Genomic DNA, 20,162 nt, shown 5'->3' on the forward strand with positions numbered 1-20,162 from the left:
TTCGCTTGGAGCCAGCGGGCTTGCCACGTCGTGCGTTCCACGGCTATCGTGTCCTATTTGGCCTGACAACAGGCCACACGCAAACGCTGAGGTCACCATGACGGGGTTGAAGCGCGACATTGGCCTTCTGGGACTGACCTTCATTTCAGTCGGAGGAATCATCGGTTCGGGCTGGTTATTCGGCCCCCTTCTGGCCGTTCAGCATGCAGGGCCCGCGGCTACGATCTCGTGGATTATCGGCGCGGTTGCCATGTTCATTTTGGCCATCACCTTCGCAGAGATTTCCGCCATGCTGCCCATTCCCGGAGGGATCGCGCGCGTGCCTCAGTTTTCGCATGGCAACATCGTTTCGATGGCCATGGGATGGACTGCCTGGATCGGCTACAACACCACAGCGCCCATCGAAGTCGAGGCCATGTTGAAGTACCTGGCGCCGTATGCGCCTTGGCTGCATACGGCCGAGACAGGTGATTTAACCGGGGCGGGTATTTTCGTCGCGCTGGTTTTCATGCTGCTGTTCGTCGCGGTGAATGCGCTTGGGGTCAAGTTCTTCACGCGCGTCAATGCTGCGCTGACCTGGGCCAAGATCGCCATACCAGTTGTCCTGTCCGTTCTGCTTGTCGCAAGCCGGTTCAACACCGAGAACTTCACACAGCCCGATGGTTTCGCGCCCTACGGCGCGCAGGGAATCATGGCCGCCGTTTCCACCGGGGGCGTTATTTTTTCATTCATCGGCTTTCGCCATGTAGTTGATATGGCTGGCGAAGTTCGAAATCCAAAATTTGCAATTCCGGCCGCATTGGTGTTGTCGATAGTTCTGTGCGCCATCATCTACCTTGGCTTGCAAGTGGCCTTCATCGGTGCGCTGGACCCATCCATGCTGTCCAAAGGATGGGCACAGTTGAGCTTTGGGGGTGAAGGACCACTGGACGCCATCATCATGTCCGTTGGGCTGGTCTGGTTTCTGAGCCTGCTGAATGTCGGATCCGTGATAGGCCCTTTTGGAAACGGGCTGGTCGCAACCGGGTCGAACGCCCGTATCGCCCTCGCCCTTTCAAAAAACGGGTTCCTGCCCAGACGGTTGCAGGTTTTATCGTCTTTCGGGGTTCCACTGTGGGCGCTGGGGCTGAACTTTGTGATCGGAACGGTTTTCCTGCTGACAGTACCCTTTACCACCGTCATTGCCTTGAACGGTGCGGCCATCGTCTTGTCATTTGCCGTCGGGCCCATCGCCGTGGTTTGCCTGAGAAACCTTATGCCAGATCATCCCAGATCGATCCGAATACCGGCCGTGCGTCTTGTCGCGCTGTCCGCTTTCGCCATCGCCACGCTGATCGTCTATTGGAGCGGATGGGACACGGTCTGGCGGCTTGGCATTGCGCTGATTGTCGGGAAAATTCTGTTGCTGATCCGGTTCCGGGGACGTTTGGATGAAATGGACGTTACCGAGGCCCTGTGGCTTGTGCCTTATTTCTCAGGCCTTGGGCTGATCTCATTCCTTGGGCAATTCGGAGCCGGATCGTTGAAACAGATCCCGTTTGGGTGGGACCTTCTGCTTTGTATCCTGTTTTCGTCGATCATTTTTGTTCTTGCCGTCCGCTCGGCACTGCCATCGAAAAAATTCAATGAATACATAGCCGAAGAAGAAATACTTGATGCAAAGCAACCCGTCATTGGATTGTAAAAAAGGCAGGGCATTCGCCCCGCCTTTTTCATTCTCTCAATCTGCTTAGTGCGCAGTGGCCGATGGCCCGGTCGTTTCAGACGAGGCTGCGGCGGCCGCGGCGGCCTCCTCGGCGGCTTCGTCCCACTCAATCGGTTCCGGTGTACGAACCAGAGCGTGCTCAAGAACCTCCGAGACGTGCTTGACCGGGATGATTTTCAGCCCTTCCTTCACATTGTCCGGGATATCCGCCAGGTCCTTTTCGTTTTCCTCTGGGATCAGGACCGTCTTGATACCACCGCGCAACGCAGCCAACAGTTTCTCTTTCAAGCCACCGATCGGCATTGCGTTCCCGCGCAACGAAACCTCGCCCGTCATGGCGATATCCTTGCGTACGGGAATGCCCGTCAGAACCGATACGATCGATGTCACCATCGCCAGACCCGCTGACGGACCATCCTTGGGCGTTGCACCATCGGGCACGTGCACATGGATGTCGATCTTGTCGAACTGAGGTGGCTTCACTCCGATCTTGGGAGAAATCGACCGCACATATGACGATGCCGCATCGATGGATTCTTTCATCACATCGCCCAGCTTGCCTGTCGTCTTCATCCGACCTTTGCCGGGCAGTTTCAACGCCTCGATATGCAACAGATCGCCCCCGACCGAGGTCCAGGCCAGACCGGTCACGACACCAATCTGGTCGTCCTGCTCGGCCAGACCATAGCGGAACTTGGGCACACCCAGGAACTCATCCAGATTATCCGGCGTCACCGTCACAGTGTCCGCCTCTTTCTTGATAATCTTGGTCAGCGACTTTCGCGCAACCTTGGCGATTTCACGTTCAAGGTTCCGCACACCGGCCTCGCGGGTATAGGTGCGGATTATCTTTTGCAGCGCCTCATCGGTCAGTTCGAATTCCTTGGCTTTCAGGCCATGGTTTTTGACCTGCTTGGCGATCAGGTGCTGTTTGGCGATCTCGCGCTTTTCGTCCTCGGTATAGCCGGCCAGTGGGATGATCTCCATCCGGTCCAGCAAGGGCCCGGGCATGTTGTAGCTGTTGGACGTGGTCAGGAACATCACGTTCGACAGGTCATATTCCACCTCCAAGTAGTGGTCCATGAACGTGTTGTTCTGTTCCGGGTCCAACACTTCCAACATCGCCGAGGCCGGGTCACCACGGAAGTCCTGCCCCATCTTGTCAATTTCATCGAGCAGGATGAGCGGGTTGGTGGTTTTCGCCTTTTTCAGCGCCTGAATGATCTTGCCGGGCATCGAACCGATATAGGTCCGGCGGTGGCCGCGGATCTCGGATTCGTCGCGCACCCCACCCAAGCTAATGCGAATGAACTCGCGCCCCGTGGCTTTGGCGACCGATTTACCTAAGCTGGTCTTGCCCACGCCCGGAGGGCCGACAAGGCACAGGATCGGGCCTTTCAGCTTTTTCGAACGTTGCTGAACGGCGAGATATTCGACGATCCGCTCCTTGACCTTTTCAAGGCCATAGTGATCGGCGTCCAGAATATCCTGCGCACGACCCAGATCCTTTTTGACGCGGGATTTGGTGCCCCACGGCAAAGACAGAATCCAGTCCAGATAATTGCGCACCACGGTTGCTTCGGCTGACATGGGCGACATGTTCTTGAGCTTCTTCAGCTCGCCTTCCGCCTTCTCGCGCGCTTCCTTCGACAGCTTGGTCTCGGCGATCTTGGCTTCCAGTTCGGCGATCTCGTTCGCGCCGTCCTCGCCATCGCCAAGCTCTTTCTGAATGGCCTTCATCTGCTCATTCAGATAATACTCGCGCTGGGTCTTCTCCATCTGGGATTTGACGCGGGTCTTGATCTTTTTCTCGACCTGCAGAACCGACATTTCGCCCTGCATCAGGCCATAAACTTTTTCAAGCCGCTCGCTGACGCTGAGTGTTTCCAGTAGGTCCTGCTTTTGTTCGACCTCGATGCCCAGATGGCCCGACACAAGGTCGGCCAGCTTTGCCGGCTCGGTGGTTTCACCCACGGCCGTCAGCGCTTCTTCGGGGATGTTCTTGCGCACCTTGGCATAGCGCTCGAACTCGTCCGCAACGGTGCGCAACAGGGCTTCGGTCGTGGTGACGTCACCCGGGATTTCGGTCAGATATTCCGCCCGTGCTTCGAAAAACAATTCGTTTTCAAGAAACTCGGTGATCTGCACGCGCGCCTGCCCTTCGACAAGCACTTTGACGGTGCCGTCGGGCAGTTTCAGCAGCTGCAACACATTGGCCAGAACACCGGATCGGTAGATACCGTCCTCATCCGGGTCGTCTACGCCGGGATCGATCTGGCTGGACAGCAGAATTTGTTTGTCATCCTGCATCACCTCTTCCAGCGCGCGTACCGATTTGTCTCGGCCCACGAAAAGCGGCACGATCATATGCGGGAACACCACGATATCGCGCAGCGGCAGGACGGGGTATGAGGAATTCAGAGGCTCTTGCATGCTCTATCCTTATCGTTGGCAAGACGGCGCTTGTCCCTCATCGAGGCAACATCCGGCCATCTCCTGTCTTGGACGATAAAGGTGGGGCCTCATCGCCCTTTTTCAACCTTACCGCCATGTATCGTGTCGCAGCATGAACCGAGGTTTTCGGGACTGCAAGATGTCCCGGGAACATATCCACCGAAATTAGTGCGACATGCATATGCAATGCGCATATTCACTATCAGAACACCTGCTGCACCGCCCGGGACAGAAAAAAACCGCGGCCACCGAGGTTGCGGCATTCCAGACCTTTCGTGGAAGAGGCGCAGGTAAATCCTCCGAACCGACCGGTTACACCGTATTCCGCACGGTCAAATCCGTCCCGGTTCCGATTCAGCGGCTGGCACAGCATTTCCACGGGACCGGTGTCGAACATCTGAAAATCATGCCCCCCAGTCAGATTGACAGTTCGCGGGGCGCGGCAACGCCGGAGGGCCGTATCTTTTTATGATCGTGCACCGAGTGTCCGAGGACTCGGCGCCTTCGCCCACCGAGCACTGAGTGTTTTCGGATGGGGTTTCAAAGGTCCAGACATCTGCAATTGCAGGGCTTGTACAAAAAAATGACTGCGCCGAGGAAAAGGCGGGACATCAACAGTTCTCCGGGTCACATACAAAAACAACTTTGAATAAAGTTGTTTCAGAATACCGGAAGACCCCGCAATTGTCACCTGAACGGACAGGTTACAGGGGCTCGATATCGCCCTGCGCGCGTTGCGCGTGGAACGCGGCCTGCCACGCCTCAAATGAGCCTTCAGCGATCGCGTCCCGCATGCCCTGCATGATTTCCTGAAAGTAATGAAGGTTGTGCCAGGTCAGTAACATGCCCGAGATCATCTCGTTGGCGCGAAACACATGGTGCAGGTAAGCACGTGAGTAGTTCGAACAGGCCGGGCAAGAACAGTTTTCATCCAGCGGGCGTGGATCGTCCGCATGACGCGCGTTCTTGATGTTCACGACGCCATGGCGCGTGAACACCTGACCGGTACGGCCCGAACGCGAGGGCAGAACGCAATCCATCATGTCGATCCCACGCGCCACTGCTCCGACTATGTCATCCGGTTTGCCAACGCCCATCAGGTAACGTGGCTTGTCCTTGGGCAGGAAATCAGGCGCATAATCCAGACAGTCGAACATGGCCTCTTGCCCCTCGCCCACTGCCAGACCGCCAACGGCGTAGCCTTCGAAACCAATCTTCTTCAACGCTTCGGCGCTTTCTTCCCGCAGGTCCCGCTCGAGACCACCCTGCATGATTCCGAATAGAGCATGCCCCGGACGATCCCCAAAGGCGTCACGGGACCTGTCGGCCCAACGCATCGACAAACGCATGGATTCGGCGATCCGGTCGCGATTTGCAGGCAATGCAGGGCACTCGTCAAAGCACATCACGATGTCGGACCCCAGAAGGCGCTGAATTTCCATTGATCTTTCTGGCGTCAGCTCGTGCTTCGATCCATCAATATGGGATTTGAAGGTCACGCCTTTTTCGGTCAGCTTGCGCAAGCCGGCCAGCGACATGACCTGAAACCCCCCCGAGTCCGTCAGGATCGGTCGGTCCCAGTTCATGAACCTGTGCAACCCGCCCAAACGGTCAATCCGTTCGGCGGTGGGGCGCAGCATCAGGTGATAGGTGTTGCCCAGCAGGATGTCGGCCCCGGTGGCCCGGACGCTTTCCGGCATCATCGCCTTGACCGTCGCGGCGGTACCAACTGGCATGAAGGCAGGTGTCCGCACCTCGCCACGCGGAGTGTTGATCACACCAGTGCGCGCCTTGCCGTCTGTGGCCTTGAGCTTGAAAGAGAATTGCTGGGTCATGTTATCGCCTCGGATCGCCGAACCGGGCAGGATTTGCCCGATCCGATCGGTCTTTGCAACCCGTCAGGGCAAGGATGCAACGCGGTCAGTAAACAGACGCACGACCCCCGCTCCATCCACATCACGACAAACACGAACTGCGGGACGATCCCGGTCAGGTTGCGTCGCACCTATCCGGTCGCCTTCCGTCACTACACGCAGCCCGGTTTCGACCACGTCGAACATGGCCCCGTGCGAACAGGCGATCACAGCGGTTGAATCATGCAGACCGCACCCTTCCAATCCTCCGATTTCTTTATAGAATTTCAGATAAAACCGAGAGATATCACGCAGAAAAGATCCCATGCCGGGCGATTTCCGAGCCAGCGCCTCGAAATCCGCGGTCTCGTAAAGTGTTTTCAGGGTAACGTCCAAACCAACCAGCACGGTCTCGGGCGGTGCGGAAAAGACCGCATCCGCGGCAACCGCATCGTGATAAATGTTGGCTTCTGCATGGTCGGTAACGTTGCCCTTGCAGTAGACGGCACCGCCCATGATCACCAACCGGCCGAGATTACCGGCAAATTCCGGGTCCAATCGCATGGCGTTGGCAATGTTGGTCAGCGGTCCGACCGCACACACGACCAATTCGTTTTTGTGCTTCCGGGCCATCTCGGCCAGAAACTCTGCGGCAGGAAGATCATGATTCCGTCCGATCTCGGGTATCTCGGTCAGATCGCCAAACCCTTCGGGACCATGGACATGGTCCGATGGGACGTGCATGTCAGCCCCCAACGGGAAAGGCGCGCCTTCCGCCACTGGAAGGTCCAGGCCCAGCTTGTCCAGCAGGAAACGGGCATTGCGGCTGGACTGATGAACATGCGTATTGCCGAACACCGTGGTCAGGCCGATCAGGTCAAATTCAGGCGCAGCGGCGGCATAGGCAATCGCCATGGCATCGTCGATGCCGGGGTCTGTATCGATTATCAGTTTCATTCCCGCCCGATACCGCAAACAAGCCGGGATGCAAAGCAGTCACAGCAGTTCGGTTCAATGCTGAATTCCCGTAGTGAGGCGTTTGCATCCGCCAGCTTTCCCTCCATACCAGAGTTGAAATCGAGCGACTCAACCATATATGTATACCATAGTACACAATAAAAAGAGGACAGAATGACCGAAGATCAGATCATCGGACTGCTTTCGTCAAATATCATTTACCTGCTGGCCGCCGTGCTGGTGGTCATCGTTATTTTCAAGGGCATCAAGATCGTTCCGCAATCCGAAAAATACGTGATTGAACGGTTTGGACGCCTGCATTCGGTGCTTGGCCCCGGCATCAATTTCATTGTTCCGTTACTGGACGTTGCACGCCACAAGATCTCGATCCTTGAACGCCAGTTGCCGAACGCGACCCAAGACGCGATCACCAAGGACAACGTGCTGGTGCAAATCGACACCTCTGTCTTCTACCGAATTCTCGAACCGGAAAAGACGGTCTATCGTATCCGCGACGTTGATGGAGCGATTGCAACCACGGTTGCCGGTATCGTTCGTGCCGAGATCGGCAAGATGGATCTGGACGAAGTGCAGTCGAACCGTGCACAGTTGATCACACGCATTCAGGAAAGCGTCGAAACAGCAGTGGATGATTGGGGAATCGAAGTTACCCGGGCCGAGATTCTGGATGTGAATCTGGATCAGGCCACCCGCGATGCCATGCTGCAACAGCTAAACGCAGAACGCGCCCGCCGTGCGCAGGTGACCGAAGCCGAAGGCAAAAAACGCGCCGTCGAATTGCACGCCGATGCTGAGCTGTACGCAGCGGAACAAACCGCCAAGGCGCGGCGCATTCAGGCCGAGGCCGAGGCATACGCGACAGGCGTCGTCGCCAAGGCCATTCAGGACAATGGCATCGAGGCTGCGCAGTATCAGGTTGCGTTGAAACAGGTTGAAGCCCTTAATGCACTGGGCAACGGTTCCGGCAAGCAGACCATAGTTGTGCCCGCCAATGCTCTCGAAGCCTTTGGTGACGCGTTCAAAATGCTCAAAGGAGGTAGATGATGGCTGATCCCTTTTGGCTGACTTGGTGGATCTGGCTGGCCGCCGCGCTGGCTCTGGGGATCCTGGAAATCGTTCTGCCCGGATTCATCTTCTTGGGCTTTGCGATCGGGGCCGCGATCACCGGTCTCATCCTTGTCATCCCCGGTCTGACACTGTCATTGCATGTGATCGCGCTGATCTTCGCAGTTCTTTCGTTGATCGCATGGCTAGTCCTGCGCCGGCTTTTTGCCTTGCCGCATGGTCAGGTCAAAACCTTCACGCATGACATCAATGACTAAGACACAGTGACGCTCACCCGAGCGTCACGCCCCTACTGGACGCTGTTGCAGGTATTCCCTATATAATCACTCAGGCAACTGACCCGAGGCAAAGATGACCCACCCGAGCGAACAGTTTGAAGGCACCCCGCTGATTGCGCCGTCAACGATTGAACACCCGCTGTACGAGGCAGTCGTCGAAGCGTGCCGCACGGTTTACGATCCGGAAATTCCGGTCAACATCTATGACCTGGGCCTGATCTATACGATCGACATTTCTCCGGACAACGCCGTGAAGGTCATCATGACCCTGACGGCACCCGGGTGTCCGGTCGCGGGCGACATGCCTGGCTGGATTGTCGAGGCGATTGAACCTGTTGCGGGCGTCAAGGAAGTCGATGTCGAACTGACCTGGGAACCGCCTTGGGGCATGGAAATGATGTCGGATGAGGCGCGCCTGGAATTGGGCTTTATGTAGCCATCAGGCACTTGCCCTTCCAACCGTCACGAAAACTTGGCATTTTCGTCACCTTATCGTGCAGTCCCCGTCACACTCCAGACGGATATCATCTTAAGGTGGCCGTCGCGTATGCGGTGCCGTGGGCTGGGCACGCCATGACCGCCCCCCGCTTCCCAGCTCAAGAATATGGGCCGTTCTTGCCCGAGAACGGTCCTTTTTTGTTCCGACAACGACGATCAATTCAGATTGCAGGTTTCCTTGATCTCTGCCGTTCTGGCATCCAGTTGCTTGACGTAGTCACCTGACAGCATTTGCAGCCTTTTTTGCTCGGTTCCCGTGACCAGCCCCAACAGAGCCCCGGCAGGTGTTATGGCGGCAATGCTTTCCAGTTGTTTGTCTTCCGCATGTTTCTTTTCCGATGCAATCGCGCGCAGATCCCCTTCCGCCGTTGCACAATTCACCGGGTGCCGTTCGGATCCCGTGGCCGCCCAAGCTTCGTCGGACACCGCGCACACGCTTACGGAAAAAAATGCGGCCGCAAGTAAAGCTACTTTAACTTTCGACCATAAATAATTCATATTTCTACCACTTCATGTCATGCCATCTATTCGGACGGGGTTCCAAAACGTCATAAGACCGATGCTAACCCCGCCTCCCGTATCAAAGCAAGTTTGCAGAGCGGCGACGCAGAAACACTAAGCTTTCCAGCGAATTCAATTTCTTTACACGACATTGCCTTGAGCAAAAGAGCCTTGGCCCCTAGATTGGGTGTAACGCGCGACAACGGAGATTTACATGTTCGGCATCCCTGGCAAACAGGCTGTGACAATGACGCCCAAAGCCGCAGAACAGATTACCCGCCTGATGAAATCAGGCGGTCACGCTGGTTTGCGCATCGGCGTCAAAAAAGGCGGCTGTGCAGGCATGGAATATACCATGGAGTATGTTGATCACGCAGATCCTCATGACGAAGTGGTCGAACAGGATGGCGCGCGCATCATGATTGCGCCCATGGCCCAGATGTTCCTGTTCGGAACCGAAATCGATTACGAAGTGTCGTTGTTGGAATCCGGCTTTAAGTTCAAGAACCCGAACGTCGTCGACGCCTGCGGCTGTGGAGAATCGATCAAATTCGACGAAAGCATCGGCCAACAAGGCTAAGCCTGCCTCATCCCTTTTCATTTGAACGTCGCATGCGGGCCGATCTTCGATGTTTGCGCCCGGGATCAGCATGCGAGCAGAATTGTAAGATGGTCCTTACAATGCTATCCGCATGCTAAAATCATCGGATGATCAGGGAGATACCAAAATGCGGCAGAAGCTGGCGGCTGGAAACTGGAAAATGAATGGGACCGGCGCTGAGTTGACCGAGTTGAAGGCGCTGTCTCAGATCCACCCGGCAGCCTCGGTGGATATCCTGATTTGCCCGCCGGCAACATTGCTCAGCCGCGCATCAATTGCCGTTCAGGGCACCGCCATCTCTGTCGGTGGTCAGGACTGTCATGCGGCAAAATCAGGCGCGCATACCGGAGATATCAGTGCGGATATGCTGGTGGATGCCGGTGCAACTTCGGTCATCCTGGGCCATTCCGAGCGCCGCGTGGACCACGGTGAACATGACGAAGATGTGCGGGCCAAGGCGCGCGCAGCGATGGATGCAGGTTTGAAGGCGATCATTTGCGTCGGTGAAAGCCTTGAGCAGCGCGAAGCGGCCAATACGCTGGACATCATCGGCGGCCAGATGTCCGGGTCGATCCCGGATCAGTCGACCGGCGAGAACCTGATCGTCGCATATGAACCGATCTGGGCAATTGGCACCGGCAAAGTTCCCACCCTGGAAGAAATCGGGGAAGTTCACGACTTCATGCGCGCCCGGCTGGAGCGCCGCTTTGGCGAAGGCGTGGGCCGTTCCGTCCGCCTGCTTTATGGCGGCTCGGTGAAACCCGGCAACGCGGCGGATATATTTTCAGTTTCCAACGTCGATGGCGCACTTGTGGGCGGGGCCAGCCTGAAAGCGACTGAATTCTCGGGAATCATTCAAGCGCTGGAAGGCGCCTAATTCCAGACTTCGCCCCGCAGTTTCTTCGGCTCAAGGATCGGTTTTTTCAATAGATCGTCGCTTCAACGCGATGCGGTCGGGGTTGTTCACTGCAACAGGCCCCTCCCCTTTGATCGCAAAAAATCCTGCCTTGCGCGCGAAATTCCGTGAGTTGACGAAGAGACGCGGGGTTCCGAACTGAGCGATGGGAAGCGAACAAATTGCACTGGGCAATGGCGAGGTATGCGGGAACAGGTTTTCTGACGCCCCGCCTTGCGCAGGGCTTCCATCTGTTCCAGCACGGTCGGGTTGCCGCCCTGTACAGGCTGATTGCGACCTTGTGAGACAACTCCGCCATCCCGCGCCAGAACCGATCCGATGCGACATCCGCCGTCGTCAAATCCGGCCTTCGCCTTTTCAGGAGCCACGCAAAATGCGTCTGTCAGAGCCGGTCAAAATTCCGAGCTCCGCTTCGAGTGTGTGCTGTAAACTGCCGAAGTACTTTGGCTTGGCAAGTCAAGCACATCAGGCCAGCTTCATCACCACAAGGCCTGTCACGATCAGAACCGCAGCTGCGATCCGCGCAGGTGTCAGGGCTTCGCCAAGAAACAGAATACCGACACTGAACGCCCCCACCGCACCGATCCCAGTCCAGATCGTGTATGCGGTGCCCAACGGTAAGTTGCGCATTGCAAGCGCCAGCAGACCAAATGAGCCCAACATCGAAACGCCCATCACGGCCGTCGGCCACAATCGGGTAAAACCGGCCGACTGCTTCATGGCAACCGCCCAGACAATTTCCAAAAGGCCAGCAAACAGAAGAAAGATCCAGGGCATAAGACAACCTCATATCCGTACGGGTCGTCCCGAATGATGTCCCAGAAAGCAGAGGTCGTCCTCTGTGCCTCAGATAAGAACCCATCGCGTGGTTTCAAGACACGAAAAAGCCGGGCAGTTGACACCACCCGGCTTTGTTCAGTTTTCAAACAGTCTAGTTGGTTATTATTTCCGGCCCCATGAACGTGTTGGGCAGGAAGGTCGATATCCACGGAATATACGTCACCATGATCAGGAAGACGAACAGCACCGCAAGGAAGGGCAGCGCCGCCTTCACAACGCTCATCATCGGCATACCCGCAACACCCGAAGTCACGAACAGGTTCAGACCGACCGGAGGCGTGATCATCCCGATCTCCATGTTGACCACCATGATGATACCCAGATGGATCGGGTCAATGCCCAGCTCGATAGCGATCGGGAACACAAGGGGCGCCACGATAACCAACAGGCCTGACGGTTCCATGAACTGACCGCCGATCAGCAGGATCACGTTCACCACGATCAGGAAAGCGACAGGGCCAAGGCCGGCCGACAACATCGCTTCGGCGATATGCTGCGGCACCTGCTCGTCGGTCAGAACATGCTTGAGTATCAGCGCGTTGGCGATCACGAACAGCAGCGTGACCGTCAGCTTGCCTGCCTCGAACAGCGTATGCTTGGTGTCCGGGTGAAAGAACGCCGTGATCAGCGCATAGGGTTTTTTCAGCAGCGGCAGGTTCTGTGTGCCTTCTTCCGTGCTCAGCGGGCCCATGTCCTTGTACACAAAGCTGGCAATGAAGAACGCGTAGACTGCGGCAACTGCGGCGGCTTCGGTCGGGGTGAAGATGCCACCATAGATACCACCCAGAATGATGACGATCAGGAAAAGACCCCAACCGGCCTCGCGGGCCGAGGTAAAGACCTCTCCCCAGCCTTTCCATTCCCCCTTGGGCAGGTTCTTGACCTTGGCCATGACATAGATGGTGATCATCAGCATCAAACCGGCCATCAGACCGGGAATAACCCCCGCAAGGAACATGCGCCCAACCGAGACTTCAACAGCGGCGGCATATACGACCATGACGATGGATGGAGGGATCAGAATACCCAATGTCCCCGCGTTGCAGATCACACCGGCGGCAAATTCCTTGGAATAGCCCACCTGACGCATCCCCGCGATGACGATCGAGCCGATGGCGACCACGGTCGCCGGGGACGACCCGGACAGGGCTGCGAACAGCATACAGGCAAAGACGCCCGCAATCGCCAGACCGCCGGGCAAATGCCCGACACAGGCGATCGAGAACCGGATGATCCGTCGTGCGACACCACCTGTAGTCATGAAGGACGACGCCAGGATGAAGAACGGGATCGCCAGCAGGGTAAAATGCCCTTCAAAAGCCTCGAACAGCGTACCCGCGACAGACGCGAGTGAACTGTCTGAGTAGATCAGCAGAAACAGGGTCGAGCTGAGGCCAAGCGCAACTGCAATCGGCACACCGATCAGCAGCAGGCCGACGACCATCGAGAAAAGAAGTACGACGTCCATCAGTTATGCTCTCCTTGCTGAGCGCGGACTTCTTCGATCTCGTCCTCGACTTCGTGGCTGGCGACAAGGCGATCCGTTTCGCCACGCCATATCTGAACGGCAACCTGGGCGAACCGGATCACCAGCAGCAGCATCGATACCGGCAGCACCAGATAAGGCACCACTTTGGGAAGCTTCTCGTACCCTTCGCCATAGTTGATCAGGTCTTCCAGAAACCGCAGCGGAGCGACCATCGGGATATCGTCCACCTCATAGAAACTCTGGCTGCGGGCGTCGAAGTTGAACCCGGTCGGGAACCAGCGTCCGGATGTCGGCGGCAGATCCGCGAAAACCGCCCAATAGTCATAGGCGCCCTTCAGCAGCAGCAACGAAAACACCAGGCAGCACCCCACGGCGATGAGCGCCAGAATGCGACGTGGCGCCGGGGCCAGCATGTTCAGGATCGCATCAACACCCAGATGAGAGTGTTTCTTGACCGCATAAGAGGCGCCAAGCAGCACCAGCCAGCCAAAGGTGAACACCGTCAGTTCAAGCGCCCACAGGATATTGGAATTGAAAACAAACCGCGCGATCACGTTGGCAAATGTCACGACCGTCATCAGGCCCAACAGACACGCGATCAGGGTTTCTTCGATATGGTCGACCAGCCCGCCTTGGCCGGAATTCGCACCAGACATCTTTCTGTCCCCGCATTTTTTGTGATGAGAGAGTGTTGGGCGGGCTTGTTCAGCCCGCCCGGCCAGCGCGTCGAATACTCCCCAGTCCCCGGACGCGCGGCCTTTGGCCAGATTCAGAAGCCGGCGTTGATGGCCTGAGCCGCGTCGATCTTGTCCTGACCCACGTCACCTGCGAACTGGTCCCAAACGGGTTTCATCGCATCAACCCAGGCCTGACGCTGTTCCGGGGTCAACTCGCGGATGACTCCGCCTGCTTCAACGATCGAAGCTTTGGCTGCTTCGTTCACGGCAAAGGCTTCTTTGTTCCTTGTTTCCGTGACTTCAGCCAGAATGGTCAGGAACTGATCACGCACGTCCGGATCCAGGCTGTCCAGCCAGTCCACAGAGGTCACGACCAGATAGTCGATGATGCCATGGTTCGTCTCGGTGATGCCGTCCTGAACTTCGAAGAACTTCTTGCCATAGATGTTCGACCAGGTGTTTTCCTGACCATCCACAACCCCCTGTTGCAGCGCGCCGTAAACTTCCGAGAACGCCATTTTCTGCGGGCTGCCACCAATAGCCTCCATCTGTGCCACCAGAACGTCCGAAGACTGCACGCGGAACTTCAGACCGTTTGCATCCGACGGATCGACCAGCGGCTTGTTGGCCGACATCTGCTTCATGCCGTTGTGCCAGAAGGCCAGCCCCTGAAGGCCACGGCGCTGCATGCTGTCCTTCATCGCCTGACCATCAGCCGAAGCCTGGAATGCATCCACAGCGTCGATGTTCTTGAACATGAACGGCAGGTCAAACAGGCGGAACTGCTTGGTGAACTTCTCGAACTTCGACAGTGACGGCGCGGCAAGCTGAACGTCGCCCTGCAACATCGCCTCCAGCACCTTGTCGTCGTTGTACAGTGTCGAGTTCGGATAGACCTCCACGCACATCACGCCGTTCATCTCATCATTGACGCGCTGTTCCAGCAGCGATGCGGCGATGCCCTTGGGGTGTTTATCAGTGTTGGTCACATGCGCGAACTTGACGACGATTTCACCATCGTCACAGGCTGCCATCCCTGCGGTGGCTGTGACTGTCAGCGCCAGAGCGGTCGCTGCCGTTGTCAGGAATTTCATCTGTCTTTTCCTCCCAGACTTCCTTGAAATTGTCCTTCGACACCAATTCGGTATCAGATGCAGCGAAGTGAAACGAATCGGCACGATCCACTCAACGATTTGTTTTCTGTCCCTCGATTTTCTATTTAGTGATTTTCTTTCAGAAGGTTATAAAGCGCTTTGCAATGGATATTGGACCCATTCGAAACCCCGAGTGCGAGATTCCGCACAGCAATCTTCCAGTTTGTGCGAAAATCCGCACACGCCGCGAATCAAAACCCCCGAATCAACTGACGCGAAACCGCAGCCCGCGACAGCGGGCTGCCCGGCCCAACAGCTTTAGACGCATGTTAATGCGGAAAAAGGTGGCGGGAGCCCGGCCGTTACCGTCGGTAATCCTCGGCCCGAATCTGGTACCGTGCCAGCTTGTCGTAAAATGTCTTGCGCGGCAGTTTCAATGCCTTCGCCGCATCTGATGCCTTGCCGTTGTGACGACCCAGCGCCGCGATGAGCAGCGACCGCTCCACCCGCGCCATCTGTTCGCTAAGGCCCAGGTCTGTTGCCTGCGCGACTTCTTCCGGCATTCCCAGCACGAAGCGCATCGCGGCTGACATCAGGGATCGCGCATTCCCCGGCCAGTCGCTGGCCATAAGCGACGCCAGATGCTCGGACGAGATTTCCGGCGCCACGATCCCCGCCTGTTCCGCGGCCTGTGCAACGTAATGGCGGAAGATCACCGGAATGTCGTCGGGACGTTCTGCCAGCGATGGAATACGAACCCGCATGACATCCAGCCTGTAAAACAGGTCTGCATTGAACCGGCCTTCAGAACTCAGCGCCGACAGATCAGCGGTCGTTCCCGCAATGATACGCCCGCCCGGTCCATGCTCGATGATCTCCAACGCCGCAAATTGCGTGGCATGGGGCATGGCCGAGACTTCGTCCAGAAACAATGACCCACCTGCCGCATCTTCACAGCTCTTGGCCAAGTCGTCGGGGCTGAGGCTGGAGGCCGTGCGTTTGACAAATGGTCCCTGCCCTGCTGGCGACATCAGATGCACGACCTCGGCGACCTTCGAGATGCCGCTGCCCGGCGGTCCCGTCACAAGAACCTCGGCGCCTGTTGGCGCAACGGTCCGAACCCGTTCGCGCAGGGCCTCGGCCTGCGGCGACAGTCCGAACAGCAAACGCGCGGTGGGGTCTCCTCGTTCCAGCTCGGATTTTGCCGCTCTTTGCTCCAATATCTGCGAACGGGCTGCAAACGCGCGTTCAAGCACCTCGAGAAGGTCGGACGCGGCGCACGGCTTTTCCAGAAAATCGAACGCGCCCTTTCCCATGGCATCGACGGCCATGGGAATATCGCCCTCACCCGTCAGAAGAACCACGGGAAGATCCGGATCGACCTCTCGGGCATAAGACAAAAGATGGAACCCGTCCCGCCCCGGCATGCGTATATCCGAGATGATGACACCGGGAAACTCGCGGCTGATGTGATCCTTGGCCGCCACAAAGGATCCGGCGGTCGTTGGCTGATAGTCCGCCAATTCCAGAGTTTGAGACAAGGCCTCGCGTACGGCGGCATCATCATCGACCAACAAAACCCTGCGCATCACGCAGCCTCTTCCTTGTCGCAGGGTTCCAGTTCGACGGTAAACATGGCCCCATCCGCCGTGTTCGCGCCCCTTATGTCCCCACCAAAGCTCTGAACCAGCCCGTAGGAAATGGAAAGCCCCAGCCCCAAACCTTCTGACGATCCAACGCTTTTCGTGGAATAGAAGGGCTCGAACATCCGGTCGGGATCTTCAATGCCCGGGCCAGTATCCTGCAAGGAAACGCTCAATCGTGCACCTTTTCGCAGCGTTATCGTTATAATCCGTTTTGGTCGTCCCAGCATTGCATCCGCCGCATTGTTGATCAGATTCACGAACACCTGCACCAAACGTACTTCACCCCCCCAAACATACACAGCCCCATTCGGGGGGGCCCAGTTCAGGGTTACATTGTCGTCTCGCAGGCGGGCCTCGGTCAGTTCAACAGCAGTGTTGAGAACCTGAATCAGGTCAACCCGTCCCATCGGTTCGCTTTCGTTGCGGGCAAAGGCGCGAAGGTTCTTGATGATCCGCGCCATCCGCGCCGCCATTTCCGAGATCCGGCCCAGATTCTCGGCAGCCATTTCAGGTTTTCCCCGCGTCATGAACGCTGAACCGTTATCCGCAAATTGCCGTATGGCCATAAGCGGCTGGTTCAGTTCATGGCTGATGCCCGCCGACATTTGCCCCAAAGCGCTGAGCTTTCCGGCCTGCACCAGGTCTGCCTGGGCCCGCCGCAGCGCCGCCTCGGCTTCTTCCCGTTCCGCCACTTCCTTGCGCAAACTGGCATTTGCCACTGTCAGGTCATGGGTGCGTTTGGCCACACGGCTTTCCAGAACGGCATTCGCTTCGGCCAACGCCCGCCGCCGCTCCATGGCAAGAAAGAGCATGGCCCCAAAGGCCAGACAGATCGCTGCGACGGCCGCCGCCTGAAGCCTGGCAAGCTGAAGGGCCGGCGCCACGTCCACCAGCACCTCGGCAGTCATGTCGATCACCGGCAAATCAAGGGTCAGATGCAGCGCATCGCGCGGCAGGTAACGCCCCCAGTTCAAGTGCCACAACTCGTGCCTGCCGACCTGTTTCGAAGAAAAATCAACGGTCGCACCATCTGGCGGCGTCAATCCCGCCTCACCGTCCGCCCGGCGCCAGAACAGCAGGTCGGATCTGTTGGAAATGAAAACGACACCATCGGAATCGACAAAGAAAACCGCCTCGGTACTGCCGCGCCACGTTTGTTCAACGTCCTGAACATCAGCAACGACCATCAACGCGCCTTCAATCTGGCCAGACGGGCCAAAAGTGGGGGCGGCATAGGAATAGATCCGGTCTTCGCCCGACGGTACAACCTCATGCGCACTGCCCAAGGCGCCCTGCATCGCACGGCGGAAAGCCGGATGATGGGCCATGTTGCGCTGGGACACAGGCTGCGCCGATACCAGCACCTGCCCGTTCGTATCCAGATACATCATGTTTACGGCGGCCGTTTTGTCAGCGACGTCCAGCAGCGTTGCCCGGGCTTGGCGAATACCGGCCTGCGTATCCAGTTCATGCAAAACGGGATGAGTTGCCATCAGCACGGCAAGTTCCTGATACACTTGCATCTGCGTGCTCAGCCGGTCAGCCGCCAGCTCAAGATCTGCCTCTGCCTTCTCGCTCAGCTGAGACAGGGCCTGTCGATATCCATAAGACCAGACAAACCCCGACAATAACCCAACGGCGAGCAAGAAACCGGAAATGAACCAAACCCTGTGCATAGACAGGGTCTTGCATTCAACGCGCCGCATGGCAAGTGTGCGGCGCATGAAGTCTTTTTCGCAATCACCGACAGACCCGGGTTTCGTCCAAAACCCCTACCCGTTCTACGACATGGCGCGAGGCTCGGGCGATCTGTTCTATTGGCAGGACTATGGTATGGTCGCCGCGGTTTCATACCGCGCGGTTCGCGCCCTGTTTCGGGACCGCAGGTTTGGCCGCGAGGTACCGCCCGAACTGGCAGAGCAAGGTCCCGCCCATCTGGCGCCCTGGCTGGCCATCGAGGCCCATTCACTGCTTGAGGCAGAACCACCAAGGCACACACGCCTTCGGTCATTGGTGATGCGCGCCTTCACGTCACGGGCGATTTCTGCGCTGCAACCTTCCATCGAAGATCTGTGCCACAGCCTGATCAAAGATTTCCCTCGGAACACGTTCGACCTGTTGGAAGCCTATTGCACTCAGGTTCCGGTGGTCACGATCTGCCGGCTTCTGGGCGTCCCCGAAGCCATGGCGCCCGATCTGTTACAATGGTCTCACGATATGGTTGCCATGTATCAGGCCAATCGCACGCAGGACACCGAAGACACGGCCGCCAAATCATCTAAGGAATTCACCGAATTCCTGAAGGAATACATAGAGCTGCGGCGCAATGATCCCCGCGACGATCTGATAACCCGGTTGATAAGCGCCGAGGAAGAAGGCCAGAAACTGTCACTGGACGAGCTGGTTGCTACCTGCATCTTGCTGCTCAACGCAGGCCATGAGGCTACCGTGCACTCACTGGGGAACGGGGTGAAAACCCTGTTGCAGACCCGCACCGCCCCTGACGGCCTGGCACCGGATGGACTCGACGGAACCATCGAAGAAATCCTGCGCTATGACCCGCCTCTGCACATGTTCACACGTTACGCGTATGAGGACGTGGATCTGTTCGGCCATTCATTCAAACGTGGCGATCAAGTGGCACTGTTGCTTGGCGCGGCCAACCGCGACCCCGCTGTCTGGGCTGAACCGAACACGTTTCAGCCGAACCGTCCGATTGAAGTCAACACAAGCTTTGGGGGCGGAATTCATTTTTGTGTCGGGGCACCTCTGGCGCGTCTGGAAATGCGCATTGCTTTGCCGATCCTGTTCGAAAGCTGTCCAAACCTGCAACTGGCTGCGCCGCCGCTTTATTCGGACAGCTATCACTTTCACGGGCTGAATCAGCTGCTGGTCAGACCTTAGCCATCACCTTCCGCATACCTACACGATCCCTCTGGCGATTTTGCTTCCGGCCGGATGAAAACACCCATCAGCTCATCTGGCTCTAAGCCCATTGAAAGACACGGGCGGAGGAGCCGCGGTCGAGTGTTCTAAGCCCCCTCTGCCAACGCATTCAGCGGCAGCATCGTTGTGGACTTGATCTCTTCCATGGACAACAACGCCGTGACGTTGTGCACGCGCACTTCCGAGATGAGCGACTGATAGAACTGATCATAGGCACGCGCGTTTTTAACCCGGACTTTCAGGATATAGTCGATATCACCCGCCAACCGGTGCGCCTCTTGCACTTCGGGGTGATCCTTCAATGCTTTCAGGAATTTACGTTGCCAGTCCGCCTCATGTTCCGAGGTGCGGATCAAAACAAAAAAGGTGGCTTCGAACCCAAGTGCCTCGGCATCCAGCAGCACCGTTTGCTGGCCGATGATTCCCGCCCCCTTGAGCTTCCGAATGCGATTCCAAACAGGCGTCTTTGAACTGCCGACCCGAGCCGCAATTTCGTCCAATGATTGGCCTGCGTCCCGTTGCAGCTCGGCCAGAATTTTTCGATCCGTGTCATCTATCCGCACCGACATTCCAATTTTCCTTCTGTTTCGACACCTATGTTCCGGCTTTTCCGAAAATCGG

General features: G+C 57.2%; 19 protein-coding genes. 7 read left to right on the forward strand and 12 right to left on the reverse strand.

The annotated features are described in order from the left end of the window. The first annotated feature begins 97 nt into the window (after positions 1-97). On the forward strand, positions 98-1,684 hold the full coding sequence (locus tag GS611_RS04780; RefSeq protein ID WP_171632760.1) for an APC family permease: 1,587 nt from the start codon (positions 98-100) through the stop codon (positions 1,682-1,684). Between the two features lie 45 nt (positions 1,685-1,729). Here the strand turns inward: GS611_RS04780 and lon are convergent, their stop codons facing one another. The 4 genes from lon to GS611_RS04800 form a co-directional block, all read right to left on the reverse strand. Beyond that, a complete protein-coding gene (lon, locus tag GS611_RS04785) occupies positions 1,730-4,138 on the reverse strand; it encodes an endopeptidase La (RefSeq protein ID WP_171632762.1) in 2,409 nt (802 codons plus the stop codon). Positions 4,139-4,361: 223 nt separating this feature from the next. After that, positions 4,362-4,556 carry a DUF6636 domain-containing protein gene (locus tag GS611_RS21095; RefSeq protein ID WP_253284950.1) on the reverse strand — a complete coding sequence of 65 codons (195 nt, stop codon included), beginning with the start codon at positions 4,554-4,556 and terminating at the stop codon, positions 4,362-4,364. 307 nt (positions 4,557-4,863) lie between these two features. Next, a complete protein-coding gene (tgt, locus tag GS611_RS04795; RefSeq protein WP_171632764.1) occupies positions 4,864-5,994 on the reverse strand; it encodes a tRNA guanosine(34) transglycosylase Tgt in 1,131 nt (376 codons plus the stop codon). A gap of 63 nt (positions 5,995-6,057) precedes the next feature. Beyond that, complete coding sequence (locus GS611_RS04800) at positions 6,058-6,969, reverse strand: nucleoside hydrolase (protein ID WP_171632767.1); 912 nt, start codon at positions 6,967-6,969, stop codon at positions 6,058-6,060. A gap of 174 nt (positions 6,970-7,143) precedes the next feature. Between GS611_RS04800 and GS611_RS04805 the strand changes: the two genes are divergently transcribed. The 3 genes from GS611_RS04805 (at position 7,144) to GS611_RS04815 (ending at position 8,769) form a co-directional block, all read left to right on the forward strand. After that, positions 7,144-8,034, forward strand: a complete 891-nt coding sequence (locus tag GS611_RS04805; protein ID WP_171632769.1) for an SPFH domain-containing protein — start codon at positions 7,144-7,146, stop codon at positions 8,032-8,034. Further along, positions 8,034-8,312, forward strand: a complete 279-nt coding sequence (locus GS611_RS04810; protein ID WP_171168340.1) for an NfeD family protein — start codon at positions 8,034-8,036, stop codon at positions 8,310-8,312. The genes GS611_RS04805 and GS611_RS04810 overlap by 1 nt, the downstream gene beginning before the upstream one ends. A 94-nt stretch (positions 8,313-8,406) precedes the next feature. Further along, entirely contained in the window at positions 8,407-8,769 is a 363-nt protein-coding gene (locus GS611_RS04815) for an SUF system Fe-S cluster assembly protein (protein ID WP_152457849.1), read from the forward strand. A 218-nt stretch (positions 8,770-8,987) separates the two neighbouring features. On the opposite strand, the gene GS611_RS04820 is transcribed toward GS611_RS04815, so the two are convergent. Continuing rightward, a complete protein-coding gene (locus GS611_RS04820; protein WP_245217979.1) occupies positions 8,988-9,257 on the reverse strand; it encodes a hypothetical protein in 270 nt (89 codons plus the stop codon). Positions 9,258-9,546: 289 nt separating this feature from the next. Between GS611_RS04820 and GS611_RS04825 the strand changes: the two genes are divergently transcribed. Beyond that, on the forward strand, positions 9,547-9,912 hold the full coding sequence (locus tag GS611_RS04825; RefSeq protein ID WP_171632773.1) for an iron-sulfur cluster assembly accessory protein: 366 nt from the start codon (positions 9,547-9,549) through the stop codon (positions 9,910-9,912). A gap of 148 nt (positions 9,913-10,060) precedes the next feature. Continuing rightward, positions 10,061-10,810: a triose-phosphate isomerase gene (tpiA, locus tag GS611_RS04830; RefSeq protein WP_171632776.1), complete on the forward strand. Its 750-nt coding sequence runs from the start codon at positions 10,061-10,063 to the stop codon at positions 10,808-10,810. 504 nt (positions 10,811-11,314) lie between these two features. Here tpiA and GS611_RS04835 read toward each other — a convergent pair. The 6 genes from GS611_RS04835 to GS611_RS04860 form a co-directional block, all read right to left on the reverse strand. Next, the gene (locus GS611_RS04835) at positions 11,315-11,626 is read right to left on the reverse strand and encodes a multidrug efflux SMR transporter (protein ID WP_171632779.1); all 312 of its coding nucleotides are present in this window, start codon (positions 11,624-11,626) and stop codon (positions 11,315-11,317) included. Positions 11,627-11,780: 154 nt separating this feature from the next. Further along, positions 11,781-13,157, reverse strand: a complete 1,377-nt coding sequence (locus GS611_RS04840; RefSeq protein ID WP_171632781.1) for a TRAP transporter large permease — start codon at positions 13,155-13,157, stop codon at positions 11,781-11,783. Further along, positions 13,157-13,834 (reverse strand): TRAP transporter small permease, encoded by a 678-nt coding sequence (locus GS611_RS04845; protein ID WP_152457843.1) that lies wholly within the window; start codon positions 13,832-13,834, stop codon positions 13,157-13,159. Before GS611_RS04845 ends, GS611_RS04840 begins: the two co-directional genes overlap by 1 nt. A 113-nt stretch (positions 13,835-13,947) precedes the next feature. Next, positions 13,948-14,949 (reverse strand): DctP family TRAP transporter solute-binding subunit, encoded by a 1,002-nt coding sequence (locus GS611_RS04850; RefSeq protein WP_171632783.1) that lies wholly within the window; start codon positions 14,947-14,949, stop codon positions 13,948-13,950. A gap of 362 nt (positions 14,950-15,311) precedes the next feature. Beyond that, complete coding sequence (locus GS611_RS04855) at positions 15,312-16,541, reverse strand: response regulator (protein ID WP_171632786.1); 1,230 nt, start codon at positions 16,539-16,541, stop codon at positions 15,312-15,314. Continuing rightward, entirely contained in the window at positions 16,538-18,319 is a 1,782-nt protein-coding gene (locus tag GS611_RS04860) for an ATP-binding protein (protein ID WP_171632787.1), read from the reverse strand. The genes GS611_RS04855 and GS611_RS04860 overlap by 4 nt, the downstream gene beginning before the upstream one ends. Between GS611_RS04860 and GS611_RS04865 the strand changes: the two genes are divergently transcribed. Then, a complete protein-coding gene (locus tag GS611_RS04865; RefSeq protein WP_171632789.1) occupies positions 18,318-19,499 on the forward strand; it encodes a cytochrome P450 in 1,182 nt (393 codons plus the stop codon). The genes GS611_RS04860 and GS611_RS04865 overlap by 2 nt on opposite strands. A gap of 128 nt (positions 19,500-19,627) precedes the next feature. On the opposite strand, the gene GS611_RS04870 is transcribed toward GS611_RS04865, so the two are convergent. Beyond that, positions 19,628-20,110: an Lrp/AsnC family transcriptional regulator gene (locus tag GS611_RS04870; protein WP_117869097.1), complete on the reverse strand. Its 483-nt coding sequence runs from the start codon at positions 20,108-20,110 to the stop codon at positions 19,628-19,630. Positions 20,111-20,162 lie beyond the last annotated feature (52 nt).

It is taken from the genome of Ruegeria sp. HKCCD6119 (assembly GCF_013110585.1).
In the GTDB taxonomy this organism is placed as follows: domain Bacteria; phylum Pseudomonadota; class Alphaproteobacteria; order Rhodobacterales; family Rhodobacteraceae; genus Ruegeria.